Source organism: Microbacterium invictum, from assembly GCF_014197265.1.
Lineage (GTDB): Bacteria > Actinomycetota > Actinomycetes > Actinomycetales > Microbacteriaceae > Microbacterium > Microbacterium invictum.
In genome coordinates this window covers 1,448,594-1,469,937 of the sequence record NZ_JACIFH010000001.1, presented here as the reverse complement: position 1 = coordinate 1,469,937, position 21,344 = coordinate 1,448,594, and the positions used below count along the sequence as shown (strand labels likewise).

20 protein-coding genes are annotated in these 21,344 nt (G+C 69.7%); 11 read left to right on the top strand and 9 right to left on the bottom strand.

What is annotated here, in order from left to right:
• Window positions 1-63 precede the first annotated feature (63 nt).
• The 3 genes from BKA10_RS07145 (at window position 64) to BKA10_RS07135 (ending at window position 3,088) form a co-directional block, all read left to right on the top strand.
• Entirely contained in the window at window positions 64-1,368 is a 1,305-nt protein-coding gene (locus BKA10_RS07145) for a site-2 protease family protein (RefSeq protein ID WP_183499257.1), read from the top strand.
• 95 nt (window positions 1,369-1,463) lie between these two features.
• Window positions 1,464-1,832, top strand: a complete 369-nt coding sequence (locus BKA10_RS07140) for a YciI family protein (protein WP_183499256.1) — start codon at window positions 1,464-1,466, stop codon at window positions 1,830-1,832.
• The gene (locus tag BKA10_RS07135; RefSeq protein WP_183499255.1) at window positions 1,829-3,088 is read left to right on the top strand and encodes an RNA polymerase sigma factor; all 1,260 of its coding nucleotides are present in this window, start codon (window positions 1,829-1,831) and stop codon (window positions 3,086-3,088) included. Before BKA10_RS07140 ends, BKA10_RS07135 begins: the two co-directional genes overlap by 4 nt.
• Before the next feature lie 9 nt (window positions 3,089-3,097).
• Here BKA10_RS07135 and BKA10_RS07130 read toward each other — a convergent pair whose 3' ends face one another.
• Window positions 3,098-5,038: a chorismate-binding protein gene (locus BKA10_RS07130; protein ID WP_183499254.1), complete on the bottom strand. Its 1,941-nt coding sequence runs from the start codon at window positions 5,036-5,038 to the stop codon at window positions 3,098-3,100.
• A gap of 234 nt (window positions 5,039-5,272) precedes the next feature.
• Between BKA10_RS07130 and ispG the strand changes: the two genes are divergently transcribed.
• On the top strand, window positions 5,273-6,403 hold the full coding sequence (ispG, locus tag BKA10_RS07125) for a flavodoxin-dependent (E)-4-hydroxy-3-methylbut-2-enyl-diphosphate synthase (RefSeq protein WP_183501096.1): 1,131 nt from the start codon (window positions 5,273-5,275) through the stop codon (window positions 6,401-6,403).
• Between the two features lie 36 nt (window positions 6,404-6,439).
• On the opposite strand, the gene BKA10_RS07120 is transcribed toward ispG, so the two are convergent.
• The 4 genes from BKA10_RS07120 to BKA10_RS07105 form a co-directional block, all read right to left on the bottom strand.
• Window positions 6,440-6,832 (bottom strand): type II toxin-antitoxin system VapC family toxin, encoded by a 393-nt coding sequence (locus BKA10_RS07120; RefSeq protein WP_183499253.1) that lies wholly within the window; start codon window positions 6,830-6,832, stop codon window positions 6,440-6,442.
• Window positions 6,813-7,085 (bottom strand): type II toxin-antitoxin system Phd/YefM family antitoxin, encoded by a 273-nt coding sequence (locus tag BKA10_RS07115; RefSeq protein ID WP_183499252.1) that lies wholly within the window; start codon window positions 7,083-7,085, stop codon window positions 6,813-6,815. Before BKA10_RS07115 ends, BKA10_RS07120 begins: the two co-directional genes overlap by 20 nt.
• Window positions 7,086-7,106: 21 nt before the next feature.
• Complete coding sequence (locus BKA10_RS07110) at window positions 7,107-8,126, bottom strand: 1-aminocyclopropane-1-carboxylate deaminase (protein WP_183499251.1); 1,020 nt, start codon at window positions 8,124-8,126, stop codon at window positions 7,107-7,109.
• Between the two features lie 177 nt (window positions 8,127-8,303).
• Window positions 8,304-9,521 (bottom strand): trans-sulfuration enzyme family protein, encoded by a 1,218-nt coding sequence (locus BKA10_RS07105; protein WP_183499250.1) that lies wholly within the window; start codon window positions 9,519-9,521, stop codon window positions 8,304-8,306.
• Window positions 9,522-9,635: 114 nt separating this feature from the next.
• Here BKA10_RS07105 and BKA10_RS07100 point away from each other — a divergent pair, with 114 nt between their 5' ends.
• A complete protein-coding gene (locus BKA10_RS07100; RefSeq protein ID WP_183499249.1) occupies window positions 9,636-10,127 on the top strand; it encodes an Lrp/AsnC family transcriptional regulator in 492 nt (163 codons plus the stop codon).
• A gap of 33 nt (window positions 10,128-10,160) precedes the next feature.
• Here the strand turns inward: BKA10_RS07100 and BKA10_RS07095 are convergent, their stop codons facing one another.
• Both BKA10_RS07095 and BKA10_RS07090 read right to left on the bottom strand, forming a co-directional pair.
• Window positions 10,161-10,589 (bottom strand): VOC family protein, encoded by a 429-nt coding sequence (locus BKA10_RS07095; protein ID WP_183499248.1) that lies wholly within the window; start codon window positions 10,587-10,589, stop codon window positions 10,161-10,163.
• A gap of 53 nt (window positions 10,590-10,642) precedes the next feature.
• On the bottom strand, window positions 10,643-12,088 hold the full coding sequence (locus BKA10_RS07090; RefSeq protein WP_183499247.1) for an RNB domain-containing ribonuclease: 1,446 nt from the start codon (window positions 12,086-12,088) through the stop codon (window positions 10,643-10,645).
• 72 nt (window positions 12,089-12,160) lie between these two features.
• Here BKA10_RS07090 and BKA10_RS07085 point away from each other — a divergent pair, with 72 nt between their 5' ends.
• Window positions 12,161-13,918 carry a proline--tRNA ligase gene (locus BKA10_RS07085; RefSeq protein ID WP_183499246.1) on the top strand — a complete coding sequence of 586 codons (1,758 nt, stop codon included), beginning with the start codon at window positions 12,161-12,163 and terminating at the stop codon, window positions 13,916-13,918.
• 97 nt (window positions 13,919-14,015) lie between these two features.
• Window positions 14,016-15,074 (top strand): LOG family protein, encoded by a 1,059-nt coding sequence (locus tag BKA10_RS07080; protein WP_183499245.1) that lies wholly within the window; start codon window positions 14,016-14,018, stop codon window positions 15,072-15,074.
• Window positions 15,075-15,086: 12 nt separating this feature from the next.
• On the opposite strand, the gene BKA10_RS07075 is transcribed toward BKA10_RS07080, so the two are convergent.
• Window positions 15,087-15,899, bottom strand: coding sequence for a DUF1206 domain-containing protein (locus BKA10_RS07075; RefSeq protein WP_248198894.1), 813 nt, complete (start codon window positions 15,897-15,899; stop codon window positions 15,087-15,089).
• Window positions 15,900-16,046: 147 nt separating this feature from the next.
• Between BKA10_RS07075 and nusA the strand changes: the two genes are divergently transcribed.
• From nusA to rbfA, 4 genes are all read left to right on the top strand, one after another.
• The gene (gene nusA, locus BKA10_RS07070) at window positions 16,047-17,036 is read left to right on the top strand and encodes a transcription termination factor NusA (RefSeq protein WP_183499244.1); all 990 of its coding nucleotides are present in this window, start codon (window positions 16,047-16,049) and stop codon (window positions 17,034-17,036) included.
• A 30-nt stretch (window positions 17,037-17,066) separates the two neighbouring features.
• Entirely contained in the window at window positions 17,067-17,339 is a 273-nt protein-coding gene (locus BKA10_RS07065; RefSeq protein ID WP_183499243.1) for a YlxR family protein, read from the top strand.
• Between the two features lie 58 nt (window positions 17,340-17,397).
• On the top strand, window positions 17,398-20,154 hold the full coding sequence (infB, locus tag BKA10_RS07060; protein WP_183499242.1) for a translation initiation factor IF-2: 2,757 nt from the start codon (window positions 17,398-17,400) through the stop codon (window positions 20,152-20,154).
• Window positions 20,155-20,287: 133 nt separating this feature from the next.
• On the top strand, window positions 20,288-20,722 hold the full coding sequence (gene rbfA / locus BKA10_RS07055; protein WP_183499241.1) for a 30S ribosome-binding factor RbfA: 435 nt from the start codon (window positions 20,288-20,290) through the stop codon (window positions 20,720-20,722).
• Between the two features lie 36 nt (window positions 20,723-20,758).
• On the opposite strand, the gene BKA10_RS07050 is transcribed toward rbfA, so the two are convergent.
• Window positions 20,759-21,292 carry a TetR/AcrR family transcriptional regulator gene (locus BKA10_RS07050; protein WP_183499240.1) on the bottom strand — a complete coding sequence of 178 codons (534 nt, stop codon included), beginning with the start codon at window positions 21,290-21,292 and terminating at the stop codon, window positions 20,759-20,761.
• Window positions 21,293-21,344: the final 52 nt, after the last annotated feature.

The following is a 21,344-nucleotide window of genomic DNA, read 5'->3' as shown; positions in this document are numbered from 1 at the left end:
TCCGCGCCAGAGCCCGCGAGCGGCACGGCAAACTCAAAGCCGCCGCCACTAGCCTGGGCTCTCGTGACCGTCCTCGCTTTCGTCATCGGTGTGGTGCTGCTCGTCATCGGCCTCGCCGTCTCGATCGCGCTCCATGAGATGGGCCACCTGCTGCCCGCGAAGAAGTTCGGCGTGCGCGTCGGCCAGTACATGATCGGCTTCGGACCCACCCTGTGGTCGCGCCGGTTCGGCGAGACCGAGTACGGGTTCAAGGCCATCCCCCTCGGTGGCTACATCTCGATGGCGGGCATGTACCCGCCGGCCCCCGATGCCACCAGCCGTGGGGGCCGCGCCGCCGGCGGCTTCTTCGCCACGATGGTGCAGGATGCCAGGGTCGCCAACGCCGAGACGCTCGAAGACGTCGGCACCAAGCGCGCGTTCTATGAGCTCCCGGTCTGGCAGCGCGTCATCGTCATGCTCGGCGGACCGACGATGAACCTGCTGCTCGCCTTCGTGCTGTTCGGCATCGTGGTCAGCGGCATCGGCGTGCAGACCGCGACCACGACCGTGGCGGAGGTCAGCGTCTGTGCGCTCCCGGCATCCACCACGGCCACCGAATGCGGCCCCGACGACCCCGCATCGCCCGCCGCGGCCTCGGGCCTGCAGCCCGGTGATGTGCTCGTCTCGGTCGACGGCACCCCGGTGTCGACGTTCCCCGACGCCTCGGCGCTCATCCAGGACGCGCCCGGCCAGACCCTCCAGGTCGTGGTGGAGCGCGACGGCCGGCAGCTGACCCTGCAGATGACCCCCATGCTCGCCGAGCGGGACGTGGTCGGCGAAGACGGCGAGATCACCACAGCCGAGGTCGGCTTCGTCGGCATGACCGCCGCGGTCGAGTACGTCCGCGAGCCGATCTGGGAAGGCCCGCGGATCGCCCTCGACCGCACCGGGCAGGTGATCGGCATCATCGCCCAGCTGCCGGTGAAGGTCTACGAGACCGCGGTCGACCTGTTCACCGGGCAGGAGCGCGACCCGAACGGGCCGCTGTCGGTCGTGGGCGCCGGTCGGATCGCCGGCGAGGTCGCCGCGATCGACGCACCCGTACTCAACCGCGCGGCCGCCATCATCGAGCTGCTCGCGGCGCTGAACATCGCCCTGTTCGTCTTCAACCTGATCCCGCTGCTGCCGCTCGACGGCGGACACGTCATCGTCGCCCTGTGGGACGGACTCAAGCGTGCGTGGGCGAAGCTGCTGCGCCGCCCGCCGCCGAAGCCGGTCGACGCGACCAAACTGGTGCCGGTCACCTTCGCGGTCGTGATCGCCCTGGTCGTGATGGGCGGCATCCTGATCCTCGCCGACGTCTTCAACCCGGTGGTCCTCTTCGGCTGAATCATCGGCACGTCTGTCGAAATCGGGCTTGCCTGTTCGCTGTGGGGGTGAAACGGTTCCCGTGTACGACGGGAACCCCACCTGAGGAGGCCGCAGTGAAGTACGTCATCATGTTCACGTCCGATCCCGAGACCGACGCGCAGATCCCTGCCGAGCAGTTGCAGGAGGACTACGCGCGGATCTACCAGTGGTTCACCGACAACGCCGACAAGATGGCCGACGGCGGCGCGGAGCTGCAGTCGGTCACGACGGCGACCACCGTCACGTACGGTGCAGACGGCCCCGTCGTGGTGGACGGCCCGTTCTCCGAGGCGAGGGAGGTCATCGGCGGCTTCGCCATCATTGACGTTCCCGACCTCGATGCCGCCATCGCGCTGGTGAAGACCTGGCCGAGCCTGACCATTCCGAGCACCAGCGTGGAGATCCGTCCGATGGTCACCGACTACGACCAGTTCGAGCCGTGACCCGCGAGGATGCCGTGGCTCCGGGCGCGGCGGGCAGCACTGCCCGAGCCACGGCATCCGATCGCGAACTCGCGCACCTCGTCCGTGATGAGGCGGCGCGGATCGTCGCGTCGCTGACTGTCACGACGGGCAGCCTCGACGTGGCGGAGGAGGCCACCGCTTCAGCGATCGAGGAGGCACTGCACGACTGGCGGCGGCGTGGTGTCCCGCCGCGCCCGGGCGGCTGGTTGATGCAGGCCGCGCGCCACAACGCGCTGGACCGGATGCGCCGCGACAAGACGTACCGTGCGAAGCTCGCGCTGCTCGCCACTCGCGCCGACGAGCAGACCGCGCAGCCCGAGGCCGACGAGCGGTTGTCGCTCCTGTTCGGCTGCTGCCACCCCGCGCTGGCACCCGAGGCCCAGCTCGCGCTCACCCTCCGGGCCGTCCTCGGGGTCACGACGGCGCAGATCGCCCGCGCGACGCTGGAGCGGGACGCGACGGTGGGCCAGCGCATCTCCCGCGCGAAACGCAAGATGGCCGATGCCGCCATCCCGCTGCGCATTCCCGAGCAGTCCGAGCGCGTAGACCGTCTCGACATCGTCTTGACGGTGCTCTCGGTCATGTACGGCTCCGCGCATCTCGCGGCCGGAGCCGACGCAGGCACCGACCGTGATCTCGCCGAAGACGCGCTCTGGCTCGCCCGCGTCGTGGCCGACGCGCTGCCGCGTGAGGCAGAGGCTGCCGGACTGCGCGCCATGCTGCTGTTCCACCGGGCGCGCGAGGCGGCACGTGCCGTCGACGGCGAGCTCGTGCTTCTCGGCGACCAGGACCGCAGCCGCTGGGATCGTGCGCTCATCGCACAGGGGCAGGCGGAACTGGCCCGGGCCGCCGCGCTCCGCACTCCCGGCCGGTGGCAGCTGCACGCGGCGATCGCGGCGTGCCACACCGATGCGCGGACGTGGCAGGAGACCGATTGGCCGCAGATGCTCGTCCTCTACGACATGCTGCTTCGATACGACCGGTCACCCCTCGTGCGCCTCAACCGGGCCGTTGTGCTCGCCGAGGTCGCCGGCGCGGCGCGTGCCCTCGACGAGGTCGACGGGCTCCGCGGCGCGCTCGAGCGCTACCACCTCTGGCACGCCGTGCGCGCTCGGCTGTTGCGCGCGCTCGGGCGCGACGACGAGGCGACCGGGGCCGACGAGCGGGCGCTCGAACTCACCGCCAACGAGGCCGAGCGGCGTCTGCTCGCGGCGCGACTCGCACGCGAACGCTGAACCGGCCCCTCAGAGGTCGGACGGCGCCAGCGCGTGCGCCACGAGGCGCTGCAGCGTCTCGAACCCGTCGCGCGAGAGGATCGACTCGAGGTGGCCCTGCACCGATGCGTAGCCGGGTCCGCGCAGCGCGTACACGTCGCCGGACGCCGGATCGGCGGACACCTCGGTCACGCCGACAGTCGTGGTCCCGGCATCCACCCGCGCGGTGAACGTGTTGTAGAAGCCGATGGATGCCGGCTGCCCGAACACATCCACGGTCTTCTGCAGCCCCTGGTGCGGTGCCGCCAGCGGTGCGAGCTCGATGCCGAGGCGGTGCGCGAGCACCTGGTGGCTGAGGCACACGGCCAGCAGCGGTCGCTCCTCGGCCAGGCGGGCATCGACGACCGTGCGCATCGCCGTGATGCGGTCGCTGGCGTCGTCGCGCGGGTCACCGGGCCCGGGGCCGGCGACGACCAGGTCCGCGATGTCGAGGGAGGCCGGGTCGGCATCGCTCCAGCGGGTGATCGTCACCTCGAAGCCCAGGTGACGCAGCTGATGGGAGAGCATCGTCGTGAAGCGGTCTTCCGCGTCGACCACGACGGCGGTGCGACCGGCGTACGGGCCGTGGCCCCCGGCATCCTGCGGGTTCAGCCAGAACGCAGCCAGGCGCTCGTTGCGTCCGGCCAGCAGCGTCGCGATGCCGGGATCATCGGCGAGCAGCCGCGGCTGCGCGGCCGGGGCGTCTTCGTCCACGGCATCCGTGTCGACGACCGGTGCCGGCGACGGGTCGCGTTCGACGGCGCCGATCGCTCCGAGCACGCCGGCGGCCTTGCCGTGGGTCTCGCTGACCTCGCCGTCCGGATCGGAGTGGCGCACGAGCGTCGCACCGACCGGCACGCGCAGCTGCCCGTCGACGAGGTACGCGGTGCGGATGAGGATCGGCGCATCGAGGTCATGGCGTCCGTCCGGCGTCGGGGTGAACAGTGCGGCGACGCCGGAGTAGTAGCCTCGCGGCGACCGCTCGTGCCGGGTGATGACGGTGCACGCGTTCTGCATCGGCGAGCCGGTCACCGTAGGCGCGAACATCGTCTCGCGCAGGATGTCGCGGGGGTCCATCGTGCTCTGCCCTCGCAGCATGTACTCGGTGTGGGTGAGCCGCGACATCTCCTTGAGATGCGGACCGGTGATGCGCCCGCCGTCGCCGCACACCGCCGACATCATCTTGAGCTCTTCGTCGACGACCATGAACAGCTCTTCGGTCTCCTTGGTCGAGCCGAGGAACTCGGTCAGGGTGTCGACGGTCGCGCCGCCGGCGGGGTGGCGGAAGGTGCCCGAGATCGGGTTCATCGTGACGGTGCTGAAGCCGGGCTTCGCCGGCGCGCCGCCCTGCGCGCTCACGTGCGCCTCGGGGCTCGCGCCGACGGCGAGATGTCCGTCGGTGACGATGAGGAAGGTCCAGTACGCGCCGCGCTCGTGCTCGAGCAGCGCGCGGAACCAGGTGAGCCCCGCGGTGACGGCGTCGACGTCGATGGATGCCGTGAAGTCACGCCGGATGACGAAATTGGCCCCCTCGCCGCGGCCGATCTCGTCGGCGATCACGCGCCGCACGATGTCGGCGTACTCGGCGTCGGGGATGTCGAACCCGGCATCGATCAGCGGTACGGCGGCGTCGGGCAGCTCGGTCAGCGCCTCCGCCAGCGGGACGGCGTCGTGGTCGTCCACGACGAGGCAGCGCAGCGGTGCCTGATCGTCATGACACTCGAAGCCGCGCTCGACGACCTGGCGGAACGGCACGAGAGCCAGCACCTCCCGGGCCGCGCCCGCGGCATCCATCAGCGGAATGTCGGCCAGCAGGGGCACATCGACCACCGCGCCGGTGAGCACCTCGACGGTCTGGCCGTCTCGGGCGAGCAGGGCGAACGGGCGGTCACCGGCGATCGCGGCGGCGAGGGGGGAGGGGCGCGCGGTCATGGCCGGGGCCTTTCTGCATATCGGGCGGTCGCGTCATCGCGGAACGAAAAAGACCGCCTCGAGGGGCGGTCTGTGTTCTCGGGTCGCGAGCACACCGCCGTCAGCGGGTGGGCCACCAGGAAGTGCGCGCGAACATGCCGTCACGATAGCAGGTCGCCGGGCCGGCCGACGGCACTCAGCCCGGGCACGGGCACCGGGTCGTAGGCTGGGTGGGTGCCAGCAGTCAATCTCGGAATGCCGCGTGTGCCAGAGGTGCTCGCGCCCCGCCGCAAGAGCCGTCAGATCAAGGTCGGCAAGGTCCTTGTCGGCGGCGACGCGCCGGTCAGCGTCCAGTCGATGACGACCACGCCCACCACCGACATCAACCACACGCTCCAGCAGATCGCCGAGCTCACCGCCTCCGGCTGCGAGATCGTGCGTGTCGCCGTGCCGAGCCAGGACGACGCCGACGTGCTGCACATCATCGCGAAGAAGAGTCAGATCCCGGTGATCGCCGACATCCACTTCCAGCCGAAGTACGTGTTCCAGGCCATCGACGCCGGCTGCGCCGCCGTGCGCGTGAACCCCGGGAACATCCGCAAGTTCGACGATCAGGTGGGTGCGATCGCGAAGGCGGCGAAGGATGCCGGTGTCTCGCTGCGCATCGGCGTGAACGCGGGGTCGCTCGACCAGCGTCTGCTCGAGAAGTACGGCAAGGCCACGCCCGAGGCGCTCGTGGAGAGCGCCGTGTGGGAGGCATCGCTGTTCGAAGAGCACGACTTCCACGACTTCAAGATCTCGGTCAAGCACAACGACCCGATCGTCATGGTCAAGGCGTACCGGCAGCTCGCCGAACGCGGCGACTGGCCGTTGCACCTCGGGGTCACCGAGGCCGGCCCGGCGTTCCAGGGGACGATCAAGAGCGCGACCGCGTTCGGGATCCTCCTGTCCGAGGGCATCGGCGACACGATCCGCGTCTCGCTGTCAGCGCCACCGGCCGAAGAGGTCAAGGTCGGCCATCAGATCCTGCAGTCGCTGAACCTGCGCGAGCGCAAGCTCGAGATCGTCTCGTGCCCGTCGTGCGGTCGTGCGCAGGTCGACGTCTACACGCTCGCCGACGATGTGACCGAGGGACTCAAGGACATGACGGTGCCGCTGCGCGTGGCCGTCATGGGCTGTGTCGTCAACGGCCCGGGCGAGGCGCGCGAGGCCGACCTCGGCGTGGCGTCCGGCAACGGCAAGGGACAGATCTTCGTGAAGGGCGAGGTCATCAAGACCGTGCCCGAGTCCGAGATCGTCGCGACGCTGATCGAAGAGGCCCGTCGCATCGCCGATGAGATGGGTCCGGATGCCGCGGTGGGCACCGCGCAGGTCGTCACGGTCTGACCCGGTGCGCTGTCCGGGCCGGTCGGCTCACTCGCCTCAGTCCATGACGGTCTCGACGTCGTACGCCGCGAGCCGCGGGTCGGCGGTGAGCAGTGGCACCTTCAGTGCGCGCGCGTGGGTGACGATCATCCGGTCGAAGGGATCAGCGTGGTGGTGTGGCAGCGCACCGGCCGCGAAGGCGTCGGAGGCGTCGATGGGCACGGCCGAGACCCGGGTGACGCGCAGGCGATCTCGAAGATGCTCCTCGGTCGATCCGGCAAGGCGCAATCGGCCCTGATGCATCTTGATGGAGATCTCCCACAGACTGGCGGCAGACAGATGGAGGTCAGAGGACTCGTCCTGGACGATGGCTCGGATGCGCCCACGCAACCGAGGGTTGTCGTCGAGCATCCACAGCCAGACGTGTGTATCAAGCAGGAAAGAGGTCATTGCTCGCAATCGCCTGTTCGATCTCCGTCATCGGCTCGTCGAAATCGTCGGAGATCCAGATCTTTCCCTTGTCGATCCCGAGTTGCCGTTTCGGTGGGGCGTCGTCGATCGGGAGGAGTCGCGCGATCGGGGAGCCCCCGCGCCTGATCTCCACCTCCGCGCCGCTCTCGACCATTCGCAGAAGCCGTGAAAGGTTCGTCTTCGCTTCATGTACGCCGACCACCGTGATGGCGGGGGAATCCGACTTAGTCATGTGACTTAGTCTACGGCGCGCTCAGCCCCACAGCGAGTGGTAGGCATTGATCGCCGGCTGCCCGCCCAGGTGCGCGTACAGCACCGTCGAGTCCTTCGGGATGTCGCCTCCGCGCACGAGGTCGATCAGGCCCGCGAGCGACTTGCCCTCGTAGACCGGGTCCGTGATCATCGCTTCCAGCTGGGCGCCGAGAGTCATGGCATCCATCGTCGACTCGACCGGCAACCCGTACAGCTCGCCGGCCCAGCCCTCGAGCACCTGGATCTCGTCGTCACGCAGTTCGCGGCCCAGCTCGATCAGCTCTGCGGTGTTCCGGGCGATGCGCGCGACCTGGTCGCGGGTCTTCTCGAGAGTGGCCGAGGCGTCGATGCCGAGCACGCGCCGCCTGACACCCGTGAGCTCTTCCAGAGCCGCGAAGCCGGCGATCATGCCGGCGTGCGTCGAACCCGTGACGGTGCAGACGATGATCGTGTCGAAGAAGACCCCCAGCTGCTTCTCCTGCTCGGCGACCTCGAACGCCCAGTTCGCGAAGCCCAGCCCGCCGAGGCGATGCTCGCTGGCGCCGGCCGGGATCGGGTACGGCGTGCCCCCGGCATCCTCCACCTCTCTCAGCGCCTGCGTCCACGAATCGCGGATGCCGATGTCGAACCCGGCATCATCGAGCCGCGAGTCGGCGCCCATCATCCGAGAGAGCAGGATGTTGCCGACGCGGTCGTTCGTGGGGTCGTCCCACGGCACCCACTTCTCCTGTACGAGGCGTGCCTTCAGCCCCAGGTGAGCCGCGACGGCGGCCACTTGGCGGGTGTGATTGGACTGGTAGCCGCCGATCGAGACGAGCGTGTCGGCACCGGATGCCAGGACGTCGGGAACGATGTACTCGAGTTTGCGGGTCTTGTTGCCGCCGAAGGCGAGACCGCTGTTGACGTCCTCACGCTTGGCCCAGATCTCGGCACCGCCGAGGTGCTGCGTGAGGCGCTTCAGGTGCTGCAGCGGGCTCGGCCCGAACGTCAGGGGATAGCGGGGGAACTGGTGGAGCGTCATGTCGTGGATCCTCCCACCTTGTTCCGCGCTGTGTCGTGTGCGCGGCGCCCGCGTGTCGCGGACATCACCCACGCAGGAGAAATCGCGCACACAGGACGATCTCGGCCCGGAACGTCCTGTGTCGGTGAGTTCGCCTGCGCTGGCGATCGAGTGGGCGTGCGCGGTGGCGTCGCGGGCCTAGCCGACCGCGACCTGCTCCGCCGGCACGCGATCCGGGTCCGAACGCACGAGAGTGCCGTCGAGGGCCTGCGCGAGGTCGGCGATGAGGTCGTCGACGTGCTCCAGTCCGATGGACAGTCGCAGGATGTCGGCGCCCGGTCGGGCCTCGGGCGCCACCGGCCGGTGGGTCAGAGCTGCTGGGTGCTGCACGAGCGAGTCGACGCCGCCGAGCGAGACCGCGTGCGTGAACAGCGCGGTCGACTCGGCGACGCGCGCGGCCGCGTCGTACCCGCCGCGCAGCCGCATCGACACCATCGCCCCGCCGCCGCGCTGCTGGGTTCCCACGAGCGGGTCGTCCGCAAGACCCGGGTAGAACACCTGCGCGACCGCGTCGTGACGCTGCAGCCACGCGGCGATGCGGGCGGCGGACTGCTGTTGCGCGCGCATGCGCACCGGCAGCGTCTGCAGGCCGCGGTGCAGCAGGTAGGCGGCCAGCGGGTGCAGGATCGACCCGGTGATCGCGCGCACCTGGCGCAGGGCCGCGGCCGTCTCCTCCGAGCACGCGACGACGCCGCCGATCACGTCACCGTGGCCGCCGAGATACTTCGTCGCGCTGTGCAGCGACATCGCCGCGCCGTGGGCCGTGGGGTTCTGCAGCACCGGCGTCGCGAACGTGTTGTCGACGACGACCGGCACACGCCCGGCCCGGGCGACCACGCCGGCGATGTCGACCACCTCCAGCGTCGGGTTGGCCGGCGTCTCGAGCAGCACGACTCCCGTGTCTTCGCGAATGTGGGCGGCGACCTCGCCGGGACTGCAGTACGACACCTCGGTGCCGAGCAGTCCCGTCGCCAGCAGGTGGTCGCTGCCGCCGTAGAGCGGGCGCACCGCGACGACGTGGGGCCTGCCGACCGAGACCGTGTGCGACAGCAGGACAGCCGTCAGCGCGGCCATCCCCGACGCGAATGCGACCGCCGCCTCGGTGCCCTCCAGCCGTGCCAAGCCCTCTTCGAAGCGTGCGACCGTCGGGTTCCAGAGCCGGGCGTAGACATGACTGCCGCCCTCGATGGGCGTGCCGCCCGATGCCAGCGCCTCGTATGAGTCGCCGCCGAGCCCGACATCCGGGAGCGGGTAGGTCGAGGAGAGGTCGAGCGGGGGAGCGTGCACGCCGAGCGCGGCGAGGTCGTCGCGACCGCCGTGGACGGCGAGGGTGTCGGGATGCTGTGGACGGGTCATGCCGTCGAGTGTTGCTGAACAGGCGGTGACTGTCGAACGATACTGTGGAACGCGACGTCAATCCGCCAGATCATTGAAGATCCGCCAAGGATGGATGCCGGAGGGAGACGCAGATTGTCCGATCCACAAGCCTCGCCGTCAGGCCTTGACGACCTCGACCTGCGGATTCTGGCTGCCCTCGTGCGGCAGCCGGGCCGCTCCAACAAGGCGCTCGCCGCCGAGCTGGGCGTGGCGGAGTCGACCTGCGCCTACCGGGTGCGGCTGCTGCGATCCCGCGGGGTGATCGCAGGCGTGCGCGTGGTCCTCGATCCGGCCGCACTCGGGCTCCCGCTGCAGGCGGTCATCCGGGTGCGCCTGGGCCGGCACACGCGCGAAGGCGTGGGCCGGCTGTTCGACTCGCTCGAGCGCACGCCGGGAGTGATCGAGGTGTTCCACGTCGCCGGCGAGGATGACTTCCTCGTGCATGTCGCGGTCGAAGACGCCGCCGCGCTGCGCGACATCGTGCTGCAGCACATCACGGTGCACGAGACGGTCCGCACGACCGAGACGCACCTGGTGTTCGAACGCCGGGAGGGGATCGGCCCCCTCGCACGCGTCATGCCGTAGGGCGCGCGCGACGACAGATCGGCTGAGGTCGGCTCACTGCAGGCAGAACTCGTTCCCCTCGGGGTCCCGGAGCTGGTAATAGAGGTCCGGCCACGGCCCCCACTGCTGGTCCACGAGTCGCACGACGGTCGCGCCGAGCGCCACCAGGCGGTCTTTCTCGGTCTCAAGCCGTGAGCGGTGGTCGCCGTCGCCGTCTCGAGCGACCGACACGTCCAGATGCAGCCGGTTGCGGCCCCGTTTGGGGCCGTCGGCGTGATGGAAGAACAGCCGCGGGCCGATTCCCTCGGGATCTTCGGCCAGAGCGCGGGTGGCCAGGTCGGCTTCGGTGAGTCCCGCGGCCAGCAGTTCGCTCTTCATGGGCTCTTCCCACTCCAGCGCCGGATAGCCGAACACACCGGACCAGAAATGCGCGAGCGCACGCGGGTCGTCCGCGTAGAACGTGATGTTGCCGAGAGTGGCCATGACTGCTCCTGACGTCGACGTCGGGGCCACGTTACTCCGGGCTGCCGACTCGTTCACGACACCACCGGGGTGAACGAGGCTGTGCCGTCGGCGATCGAGGTGCGAACCAGGCGCAGCCTCACGATCGTCCCGGGTGCGACGTCATCGAGGCCCTTCACCTTCGCCTCGACCGGTGGGCGGCGCAGCTGCACGCGTGCACCGTCGCCTCGCCGGGCGAGCACCAGGCCCTCGAACTCCTCGCCCTCACGGCCGTGCAGCACGGCGGCCTCGACCCGGTCGAGGGCGCCGGCATTCAGCTGGCTCGCACGCTGCGAACTGCGTGTCATGAGCGCCGGAAGTTCGGCCAGCGACCCTCGCGCCCAGGCCGGCACCTCGCGTCCGTTCGCCAGGGCCTCGCAGATCACGAGCACCCAGCGATCGACGAGCCGGCGCAGGGGAGCGGTCGTGTGTGCGTACGCCGCTCCGATCGCGGACTGCACCGTCTGCTCGGGCACCTCGCCGTCGAACGTGACGTATCCCGCACCGCGGAACAGCCCGCCCGCGTGCTCGCGCACCGCCCGTGCGGCCGGGGTGCGCGGCAGATCGCGCAGGTAGTCGCCGTAGGGCTGCCGCTCCAGCCACGGCAGTCCGAGCGCCACCGTCTGGGTACGGAACTCCTCGATGTCTTCGGCAGCGGCGGGCGGCATCGTGCGCAGAATCCCGATGCGGCCGGCCAGCATGATCTCCGCGGCCGCCATCCCGGTCAGCAGCGAGACGTGCGCGTTCCAGTCCTCGAGCGGGACCCCGTCACTGCGCTCGAGCCGGTATCCGCCCGGCTCTCTCACCACCCGCGTCTCGGGGATGTTCAGGCTCGCGCCACCCCGCTCGCTTTCACGCGCGGCGCGCTCGGCGCCGAACCACGGCAGGGCCGTCAGCGAGTAGGGTGCCGTTCCGGCATCCACCGCCGCCTGCGCGTCGACGTACGACCATTGCGCACGCGAGCGCACGACGGCGCGGGTCAGCGTGGTCTCCACCGGTCGCGCGCCCTCGTCCAGCACGAAGCGCCAGACGAATGCGCGGCGGTCATGGCCTGGCAGCAGCGATGCGGCCCCCTCGCTCAGCACTGCCGGGTGCAGCGGGATGCGCCCGTCGGGGGCGTACATGGTCTGGCCACGGGTGCGCGCCTCGGCATCCATCGCCCCCTCGGGAACGACATAGGCCGCGACATCCGCGATCGCGTAGTGGAGGACGGCACCCGTTGCCGTCCGCTCCAGATGCAGCGCCTGGTCGAGATCGGTCGATCCGGCCGGGTCGATCGTGAGGAACTCGATGTGCCGAAGATCCGCGAGAGTGGATGCCGCCGGCTCGACCGGCACGGACTGCGCAGCGAGGTCCGCTTCGGCCTGCACCGCCGGCGGGAACGACTCGGGCAGGCCGAGCTCGGCGCGCAGGGCCGAGAGGGAGTCGGCCAGGTCGCCGCGCGCTGCGGTCGGGACGATGCGGGAACGGCGGCGGGGCACGGGGCCAGTGTAGGTCGCCGGTGCAGGTCCGCCCGGCGGGACCGTCGACCGCGCTGAGTAAGCTTGGTGCTCGTGGTCACCCGTCTCTCGCACTTCTTCCTCCGCACGCTCCGTGAAGACCCGGCCGACGCCGAGGTCACGAGCCACCGGCTGCTGGTCCGCGCCGGCTACATCCGTCGCGCCGCACCCGGCATCTTCACCTGGCTCCCGCTGGGGCTGAAGGTCAAGGCCAGGATCGAAGCCGTCGTCCGCGAGGAGATGGGCAACGCGGGCGCGTACGAGGTGCACTTCCCCGCGCTGCTGCCGCGCGAGCCCTACGAGGCGTCCGGCCGCTGGACCTCTTACGGCGACGGCATCTTCCGGCTGCAGGACCGGCGCGGCGCCGACTACCTCCTCGCCCCGACGCACGAGGAGATGTTCACGCTCCTCGTGAGGGACCTCTACTCGTCGTACAAGGACCTGCCCCTGTCGATCTACCAGATCCAGGACAAGTACCGCGACGAGGCGCGTCCCCGCGCAGGACTCCTGCGCGGCCGCGAGTTCACGATGAAGGACGCGTATTCGTTCGACTACACCGACGACGGCCAGGATGCCTCGTACCAGGCGCAGCGCGACGCGTACGAGCGCATCTTCCAGCGTCTCGGGCTCGAGTACGTCATCGTCGCGGCCGACAACGGACTCATGGGCGGCGCACGCAGCGAGGAGTTCTTGCACCCCACCCCCGTCGGCGAGGACACCTTCGTGCGCTCGGCGGGCGGCTACGCGGCCAACGTCGAGGCGTTCACGACGGTCGCCCCCGACGCGATCCCGTTCGACGGTCTTCCCACGCCCGTGATCTTCGATTCGCCGGACACCCCGACGATCGAGACCCTCGTCGCGCACTCCAACGCCGTGCTCGAGGGCGACTACTCGGCCGCCGACACGCTCAAGAACGTCGTGCTCGCCCTCACGCACCCCGACGGCACACGCGAGCTCGTGGTCGTCGGCATCCCCGGCGACCGCGAGGTCGACGACAAGCGCGTCGAGGTCGCGTTCGCGCCCGCCGCCGTCGAGGCGGCGACCCCCGAGGACTTCCAGCGCCAGCCGCTGCTGGTCAAGGGCTACATCGGACCGTGGTCGGAGCAGGGGGCCATCCTCGGTGAAGAGTCGGCCACCGGCATCCGCTTCTTCCTCGACCCCCGCGTCGTGGACGGAACGTCGTGGATCACGGGTGCCAACATCGACCAGAAGCACGTGCACTCGCTCGTCGCGGGTCGCGACTTCGCGTCGGACGGCTTCGTCGAGGTCGCGAACGTGCGCGCGGGAGACCCCGCGCCCGACGGCTCCGGTCCCGTCGAGCTCGCACGCGGCATGGAGATCGGCCATGTCTTCGCGCTCGGCCGCTTCTTCGCCGAGACGCTCGGGCTCAAGGTCCTCGACGAGAACGGCAAGCTCGTCACCGTCACGATGGGCTCGTACGGCATCGGCATCACCCGCATCCTCGCGATCATCGCCGAGCTCAACAACGACGACAAAGGCCTGATCTGGCCGGCATCGGTCGCGCCGTTCGACGTCCATGTCGTGGCGACCGGGCGAGACGCCGCGGCGTTCGATCTCGCAGAGAAGCTCAGCGCCGACCTCGAGACCGCCGGCTTCGACGTGCTGCTGGACGATCGCCCCAAGGTGTCGCCCGGAGTGAAGTTCGGCGATGCCGAGCTGGTCGGCGTGCCGCAGATCATCATCGTGGGGCGTGGCGCCGCCGATGGCCAGGTCGAGCTGTGGGACCGTCGCACCGGCGACCGCGAAGTGGTGGCGGCCACCGACGCGGTCGCGCACCTCTCGGCGCGCTGATCCGCCCGAGCGCGTAGGACACGCGTCGAATGTGCGCCGACACCCTCTGTTCGCCGTGCGTTCGCCGCCTGTTGCGCAGAAGTGGGACGCTGGTGTCATGCCGGACAGCGCACAGATCCCACCCGAAGTAACCGACGCCCTGCGTGAAGTCATCGCCGAAGCGGGAATCTCGGTCCACACGGATCTGGTCGCCCGGATCCTCGCGACCGGCGTGGGCCTGGGTCTCGACGAGCCGTCGCGGCTCGACCTGAAGATCACCTCGGCGGCCGTCGCCGAGATGCGCGCCGCCTTCCGGGTCTTCGCTCCGCACGCGGGCGTGCCGAAGGTCACGATCTTCGGGTCGGCGCGGACGAAGAACAACGACGATCTCTATCGTGCGACCTCAGCCGTGGCGCATGCGCTCGCCGAGCGCGGGTGGATGGTCGTCACCGGCGCAGGCCCCGGCATCATGCAGGCGGCGGCTGAAGGCGCCGGCCCCGAGCAGTCGATCGGCGTCTCGATCCGGCTTCCGTTCGAGGAGAAGCCGAACATGGTCGTGGCCGACAGCAGCAACGTCGTGGCCATGAAGTACTTCTTCACGCGCAAGCTGATGCTCGTCAAGGAATCGCACGGGTTCGTCTGCGTTCCCGGCGGCTTCGGCACGCTCGACGAGCTGTTCGAGCTGCTCACGCTGCAGCAGACCGGCAAGGCAGAACCCACGCCGATCGTGCTGCTCGACCGGCCGGACGGCACGTTCTGGGCCGGGCTGCAGCGCTTCGCCGACGAGCAGCTCATCCCGTCCGGCGTGATCTCTCCGGACGACCTCGAGCGCGTCTTCGTCACCCAGTCGGTGACCGCCGCCGCCGAGGCGATCACAGAATTCTGGCGGAACTACGACTCGCTGCGGTGGGTCGGCAAGCGTCTGGTCATGCGGTTGCGTGCCGAGCCGACCGATGCCGAGGTCGACGACCTCAACGCGCGATTCGGGCACCTGGTCGCCGAGGGACGCATCGAACGGCGGGGGCCGCTGCAGCGTGAGATCGATGACGACGACCTGCTCGACCTGCCGCGCCTGGTCATGGTCTACGACCAGTTCCGGGTCGGCTCGCTGTACCAGCTCATCCGCGCGGTCAACGAGTTGCCCAGCGCACCGGCCGGGCCCGCCCGCGCGGCCTGAGCCCCTCAGCCGTCACAATCGCGCGTACCGGGCGCGGAAGAAGCAGAACACCGCGTAGGCGATCAGCCCCGCCCCCACCAGTCCGACCAGGAACGGGCCGCCGGTCACGTCCAGAAGCGCCTGGATCGCCGCGTCGAGCCCACCGGCCGCCTCCGGATCCACCCGCACGGCCGCGACGATCAAGAGCACGCCCACGATCAGCAGTGCCACGCCCTTGGCGACGAAGCCGACCACACCGAGCGTCGTCACGACCGTGCCGAGTCCGCCGGCCGGGATCGTCACGCGGTTGCGGAACGAGCGCCGCACGCCCATCACGCCGAACACGATGCCCGCGACGCCGATCCCGACGCCGACCGCACCCAGCAGAAGGGCGCCGAAAGGGAGGGTCAGGACGCCGCGGCTGGCCTCGGTCGCGCTGTCATCGGCATCGGGTCGCGCGCCGAGTGCCACGGCCGCGGCGATCACCGCCAGCGTCAGGAAGACCAGCGCCTGCCCCCACGACGAGATGCGCGCGCCCCACTTCTTCGTATCCGAGTCCCGCCGGCCGCGGTCGGCGAGAAGGCCGTCGATCAGATGCCAGACGCCCAGGGCAGCCAGGAGCACAGCGAGCAGCCACAGCGCCACGTACCCGAGCGGCGCGGCCGCGATCGCCTTGAACGCGCCGGCCTGATCACTCTCGCCTCGACCGCCGAAGGCGATGACCAGCACGATGATGCCGATGACGAGATGGACGACACCGTTCGCCGCGAACCCGCCGCGGGCGAGGACGCGGACCGGCGTCGATGACTGCGCCTCTCGGGCGGCTGCTTTCATGCCATCGCTCACCCGGCCAGTATGACGAAGTCGGCGCCGCTGGGACCAGGGTCTTCGCAGGATCGCTCAGGTCCGCATCCGGTAACGTTGACGAGATGCCGGCGCGCGTTTCGCGCCGCAGAAAATCGAACACTGTGAAGTGAATATGAGGAGGCCGCCGTGGACATCGATATGGGATTGCTGCGCACCGTGTCGCGGGAGAAGGAGATCCCTTTCGACGAACTGGTGCGGATCATCGAACAGGCCATCCTGACCGCGTACGCCAAGCACACCTCGCCCACCGGCGAGTTGCCCGACGGCGCACGCGCCGAACTCGACCAGAAGACCGGCCACGTCGCCATCTACGTTCCGCTGCGGGACGAGGACGAGGTCGTCATCGGCGAAGAGGAGAGCACGCCCGAGGACTTCGGCCGGATCGCGGCCTTCGCCGCGAAGCAGGTCATCAGCCAGCGGCTGCGCGACATCGCCGACGACGCGATCCTCGGTGAGTTCCGCGGCAAAGAGGGCGACATCGTCGCCGGCGTCATCCAGCAGGGACCGAACCCCCGCATGGTGCACGTCGACCTCGGCACGGTCGAGGCGATCCTGCCTCCCGAAGAGCAGGTCCCGGGGGAGGAGTACACGCACGGCTCCCGCATCCGCGTGTACGTGACCAGCGTCTCCAAGGGCATGAAGGGCCCGTCGATCACGGTGTCACGCACCCACCCGGGCCTGGTTCGCAAGCTCTTCGCCCTCGAGGTTCCCGAGATCGCTTCCGGGCTCGTCGAGATCGTCTCGCTTGCGCGCGAAGCCGGGCACCGCACCAAGATCGCCGTGATCGCGAAGGACCCGTCGATCAACGCGAAGGGCGCCTGCATCGGCGAGCTCGGCCGCCGCGTCCGCGCGGTGACCGATGAGCTCAGCGGCGAGAAGATCGACATCGTCGACTTCGACCCCGAGCTGGCGGCGTTCGTCGCCAACGCGCTGTCGCCGGCGAAGGTGACATCGAGCTTCATCCTCGATGCGGGCAGCAAGGCCGTGCGCGCCCTCGTTCCCGACTACCAGCTCTCACTGGCGATCGGCAAAGAGGGCCAGAACGCGCGGCTCGCAGCAAAGCTGACCGGTGCCAAGATCGACATCCAGCCCGACAGCATCCTCGAAGAAGGGTGAGCGGACGGGCCCCACGTCCCGAGGTGTACGATGGAAGCTGTACGAACGTGTGTCGGATGCCGCGTACGTGCCCCCCGATCCACTCTCCTGAGGGTGGTCGCCGTGGATTCGACGCTCGTCCCCGACGAGCAGGCGAAGCTGCCGGGGCGGGGCGCGTGGGTGCACGAGACCATTGAGTGCATGGATGCCGCCATAAGGCGCCGTGCGTTCGTGCGAGCATTGCGTGTGTCAGGCCCGCTTGACACGCAGACCATCGAGAAACGGCTGAACGGCTATGGACACAAAGTGAACGGCTCGAAATGAGACCCGTCCGCAAGTAACGGTCTGCCCTGTCCGGGGTAGGCCCCCAGACAGGAGAATTGTGGCAAAACCACGCGTGCACGAGATCGCTTCCGAGCTCGGCGTCGACAGTAAGGTCGCGCTCGCGAAGCTGAAGGAGCTCGGCGAATTCGTCAAGAGCCCCTCATCCACCATCGAGCCCCCCGTGGCTCGCAAGCTTCGGGCTGCGCTCGAAGCCGAAGGCGCCGGCAAGGCCGCCGAGGTCAAGGCCGCCGCGCCCGCCCAGACCGCGCCGGCGAAGGCGACGCCCGGTCGCCCCGGTCCGGCGGGGCCCGCCGCGAAGCCGGCTCCGGCCGCCGAGGCCGCGCCCGCGGCATCCGCCGCCCCCGCCGCTCCTGCGGCACCATCCGCACCCGCTGCTGAGGCAGCTCCGGCTGCGCAGACACCCGCGGCTCCGGCCTCGGGCGATGCGTCGACGCCCGACGCAGCCAAGCCCGCACCGCAGGCACCGCGTCCCGGTGGCGCGCGTCCGGGCAACAACCCGTTCGCGTCGCAGCAGGGCATGGGTCAGCGGCCCGCCGGTCCCCGTCCGGGCAACAACCCGTTCGCATCTGCGCAGGGCATGGGTCAGCGTCCCACCCCCGGCAACATCCCGCGTCCGCAGGCACCGCGCCCCGGTTCGCCTCGCCCCGGTGCACCGCGCCCCGGCGGCGCAGGTCGTCCCGGCGGCGGTCGTCCCGGCGGCGCGCCCTTCCAGCAGCGTCCCGGCGGCCCCGGTCGTCCGGGCGGTGCCGGTGGCGGCGCAGGTGCAGGCGCTCCGGGTCGTCCTGGCGGCGGCTTCGCCGGTCGTCCCGGTGGCGGCGGTGGCCGCGGTCGTGGCCCCGGTGGCGGTACTGCGGGGGCGTTCGGCAAGGGCGGCGGCAAGTCGCGTCAGCGCAAGTCGCGTCGGGCGAAGCGGCAAGAGTTCGAGATGAGGGACGCGCCGGTCGTCGGCGGCGTCAACGTCTCGCGCGGTAACGGCGAGATCATCCGCATGCGCCGCGGCGCATCGATCTCGGACTTCGCCGACAAGATCGAGACGCTGACCGGCTACACCGTGCAGCCCGGTACGCTCGTGACCATCCTGTTCAACCTCGGTGAGATGGCCACGGCCACCGAGTCGCTCGATGAGGCGACCTTCGAGGTGCTCGGTGCCGAGCTCGGCTACAAGATCCAGATGGTCTCGCCCGAGGACGAGGACAAGGAGCTCCTCGAGGGCTTCGGTCTCGACCTCGAGGCCGAGCTGGAGGCGGAGAGCGAGGACGACCTCGAGATCCGCCCGCCGGTGGTCACCGTCATGGGTCACGTCGACCACGGTAAGACCCGCACCCTCGACGCCATCCGGCAGACCAACGTGGTCGCCGGTGAGGCCGGCGGCATCACCCAGCACATCGGTGCGTACCAGGTGTGGACCGAGCACGACGGCCATGAGCGGGCGCTGACCTTCATCGACACCCCGGGTCACGAGGCGTTCACCGCCATGCGTGCCCGTGGTGCGCAGGTCACCGACATCGCGGTCCTCGTGGTCGCCGCCGACGACGGCATCATGCCGCAGACGGTGGAGGCGCTCAACCACGCCCAGGCGGCAGGTGTGCCGGTCGTGGTCGCGGTGAACAAGGTCGACAAGCCCGACGCGAACCCGGCCAAGGTGCGCCAGCAGCTGACCGAGTACGGACTGGTCGCCGAGGAGTACGGCGGCGACGTCATGTTCGTCGACATCTCCGCACGTGAGGGAACCGGCATCCAGAACCTGCTCGATGCGGTGCTCCTCACCGCTGACGCCGGACTCGACCTGACGGCGAACCCGAACAAGGCCGCGCGCGGTGTCGCGATCGAAGCCAAGCTCGACAAGGGGCGCGGCTCGGTTGCCACCGTCCTGATCCAGTCGGGAACGCTGCGCGTCGGCGACGCGATCGTCGCGGGCACGGCCTACGGCCGCGTGCGCGCCATGATCGACGAGAACGGCGATCCGGTCGAGGAGGCCTACCCGTCGCGTCCGGTCCAGGTGCAGGGTCTGAACTCCGTGCCCCGTGCCGGTGACGTGTTCATCGTGACCGAGGAGGACCGCACGGCCCGTCAGATCGCTGAGAAGCGCGAAGCGGCCGAGCGCAACGCCCAGCTGGCCAAGGCCCGCAAGCGGATCTCGCTCGAGGACTTCACCCGTGCGCTCGAAGAGGGCAAGGTCGAGTCGCTCAACCTCATCATCAAGGGTGACGTCTCCGGTGCCGTCGAGGCGCTCGAGGAGTCGCTGCTCAAGATCGAGGTCGACGAGTCGGTGCAGCTGCGGATCATCCACCGCGGCGTCGGTGCGATCACCGAGTCCGACATCAACCTGGCCACGATCGACAACGCGATCGTCATCGGCTTCAACGTGCGGCCCGACACGAAGGCGCGCGAGCGTGCCTCTCGCGAAGGTGTGGACGTCCGGTTCTACTCGGTCATCTACAACGCGATCGACGACGTCGAGCAGTCGCTCCAGGGCCTGCTCAAGCCGGAGTTCGAAGAGGTCCAGTCGGGTGTCGCCGAGATCCGCGAGGTGTTCCGCTCCTCGAAGGTCGGCAACATCGCCGGTGTCATCGTCCGGTCCGGCACCATCACGCGCAACGCGAAGGCGCGGGTCATCCGCGACGGCGTCGTGCTGGCCGATGGCCTCGCCATCGAGTCGCTGCGTCGATTCAAGGACGACGTCACCGAGGTGCGCACGGACTTCGAAGCCGGTATCGGCCTCGGCAAGTTCAACGACATCCAGATCGGCGACGAGATCGAGACGATCGAAATGGTGGAGAAGCCGCGCGGCTGACCGGCTGTTGGCTCCGGCGACGGATGCGTCTTCGATAACGGGACCCCCAAGACCCCGACTATCGAAGACGCATCCGTCACCTCCGCAAGAACCGTCCCGCCGCATGCGGGCGGATGAGACAGGGGAGAAGGAAATGGCCGGTGAACGGCAAGCGCGACTGGGCGACCGCATCCGCGTGATTTTGGCGGAGCGCCTCGAGAAGGGGCTGCGTGACCCGCGCCTCGGCTTCGTCACGATCACCGACGTCCGCGTGACGGGCGACCTGCAGCACGCCTCGGTGTTCTACACCGTGCTCGGCTCTGCTGAGGAGCGCGAGGCGTCGGGCCAGGCGCTCAAGTCGGCGACCGGCATGCTGCGCTCGGAGCTGGGCAAGCATCTGAACGTGCGGCTCACCCCGACGCTCGAGTTCATCCACGACGGCATCCCCGAGAACGCCGGCCACATCGAAGACCTCCTGCGCGCCGCGCGCGAGAGCGATGCTCAGGTGGCGGGGCTCGCGTCGTCGGCCGCCTATGCAGGGGACGAAGACCCCTACATCAAGCCACGCGAGCTCGACGACGGGCAATAGCACGCGCCCGCGCGTGTGAGGGCCCGCAGCGCCGCCTTACGCGAGCAGCCCTTTCACGAGCTCGACCAGAGCCTGTTCGGTGTGCTCGGGCGATAGCCGCCGCTCCCGTCGGAGCAGATGCCACATGTAGGTGTCGCACACGGCGAACAGCTGCGCGCGCAGCAGCGTCTGCTCCTCTTCCGGGCGCTCGGCCAGCCACGGTGCGAACACGCGGTCGATCCAGCCCACCGTGTATGCCTTGCCGGACGCCGTGACCTCGGCGAACGGCGCCACGCGCTCCTCCTGCCGCAGCAGCAGCATGACGAGGTCGCCGATCGCCTCGTAGTGCTCGACGAGGTTCGCGATGATCCCGGCGACATCGCCGACGGGCGCTTCATCGCGCTGCGCCGTCACGTCCGGCGTCATCGATTCGCTGAGAGCGCGGACGATGCCTTCCTTGCTTCCGAACCGGCGCAGCACCGTCTGCACGGTGACACCCGCGTCGGCCGCGATCTGGTCGAGGGTGACGTCGTCGTAGTAGGCCGATGAGATCCGCACGAGCGTGGCCTGCAGGATACGTTCCCGCGTCATCTCCGCTGCTCGTTCACGCAGGGGGCTGGTGTAGGCACGAGATTTCATGTAT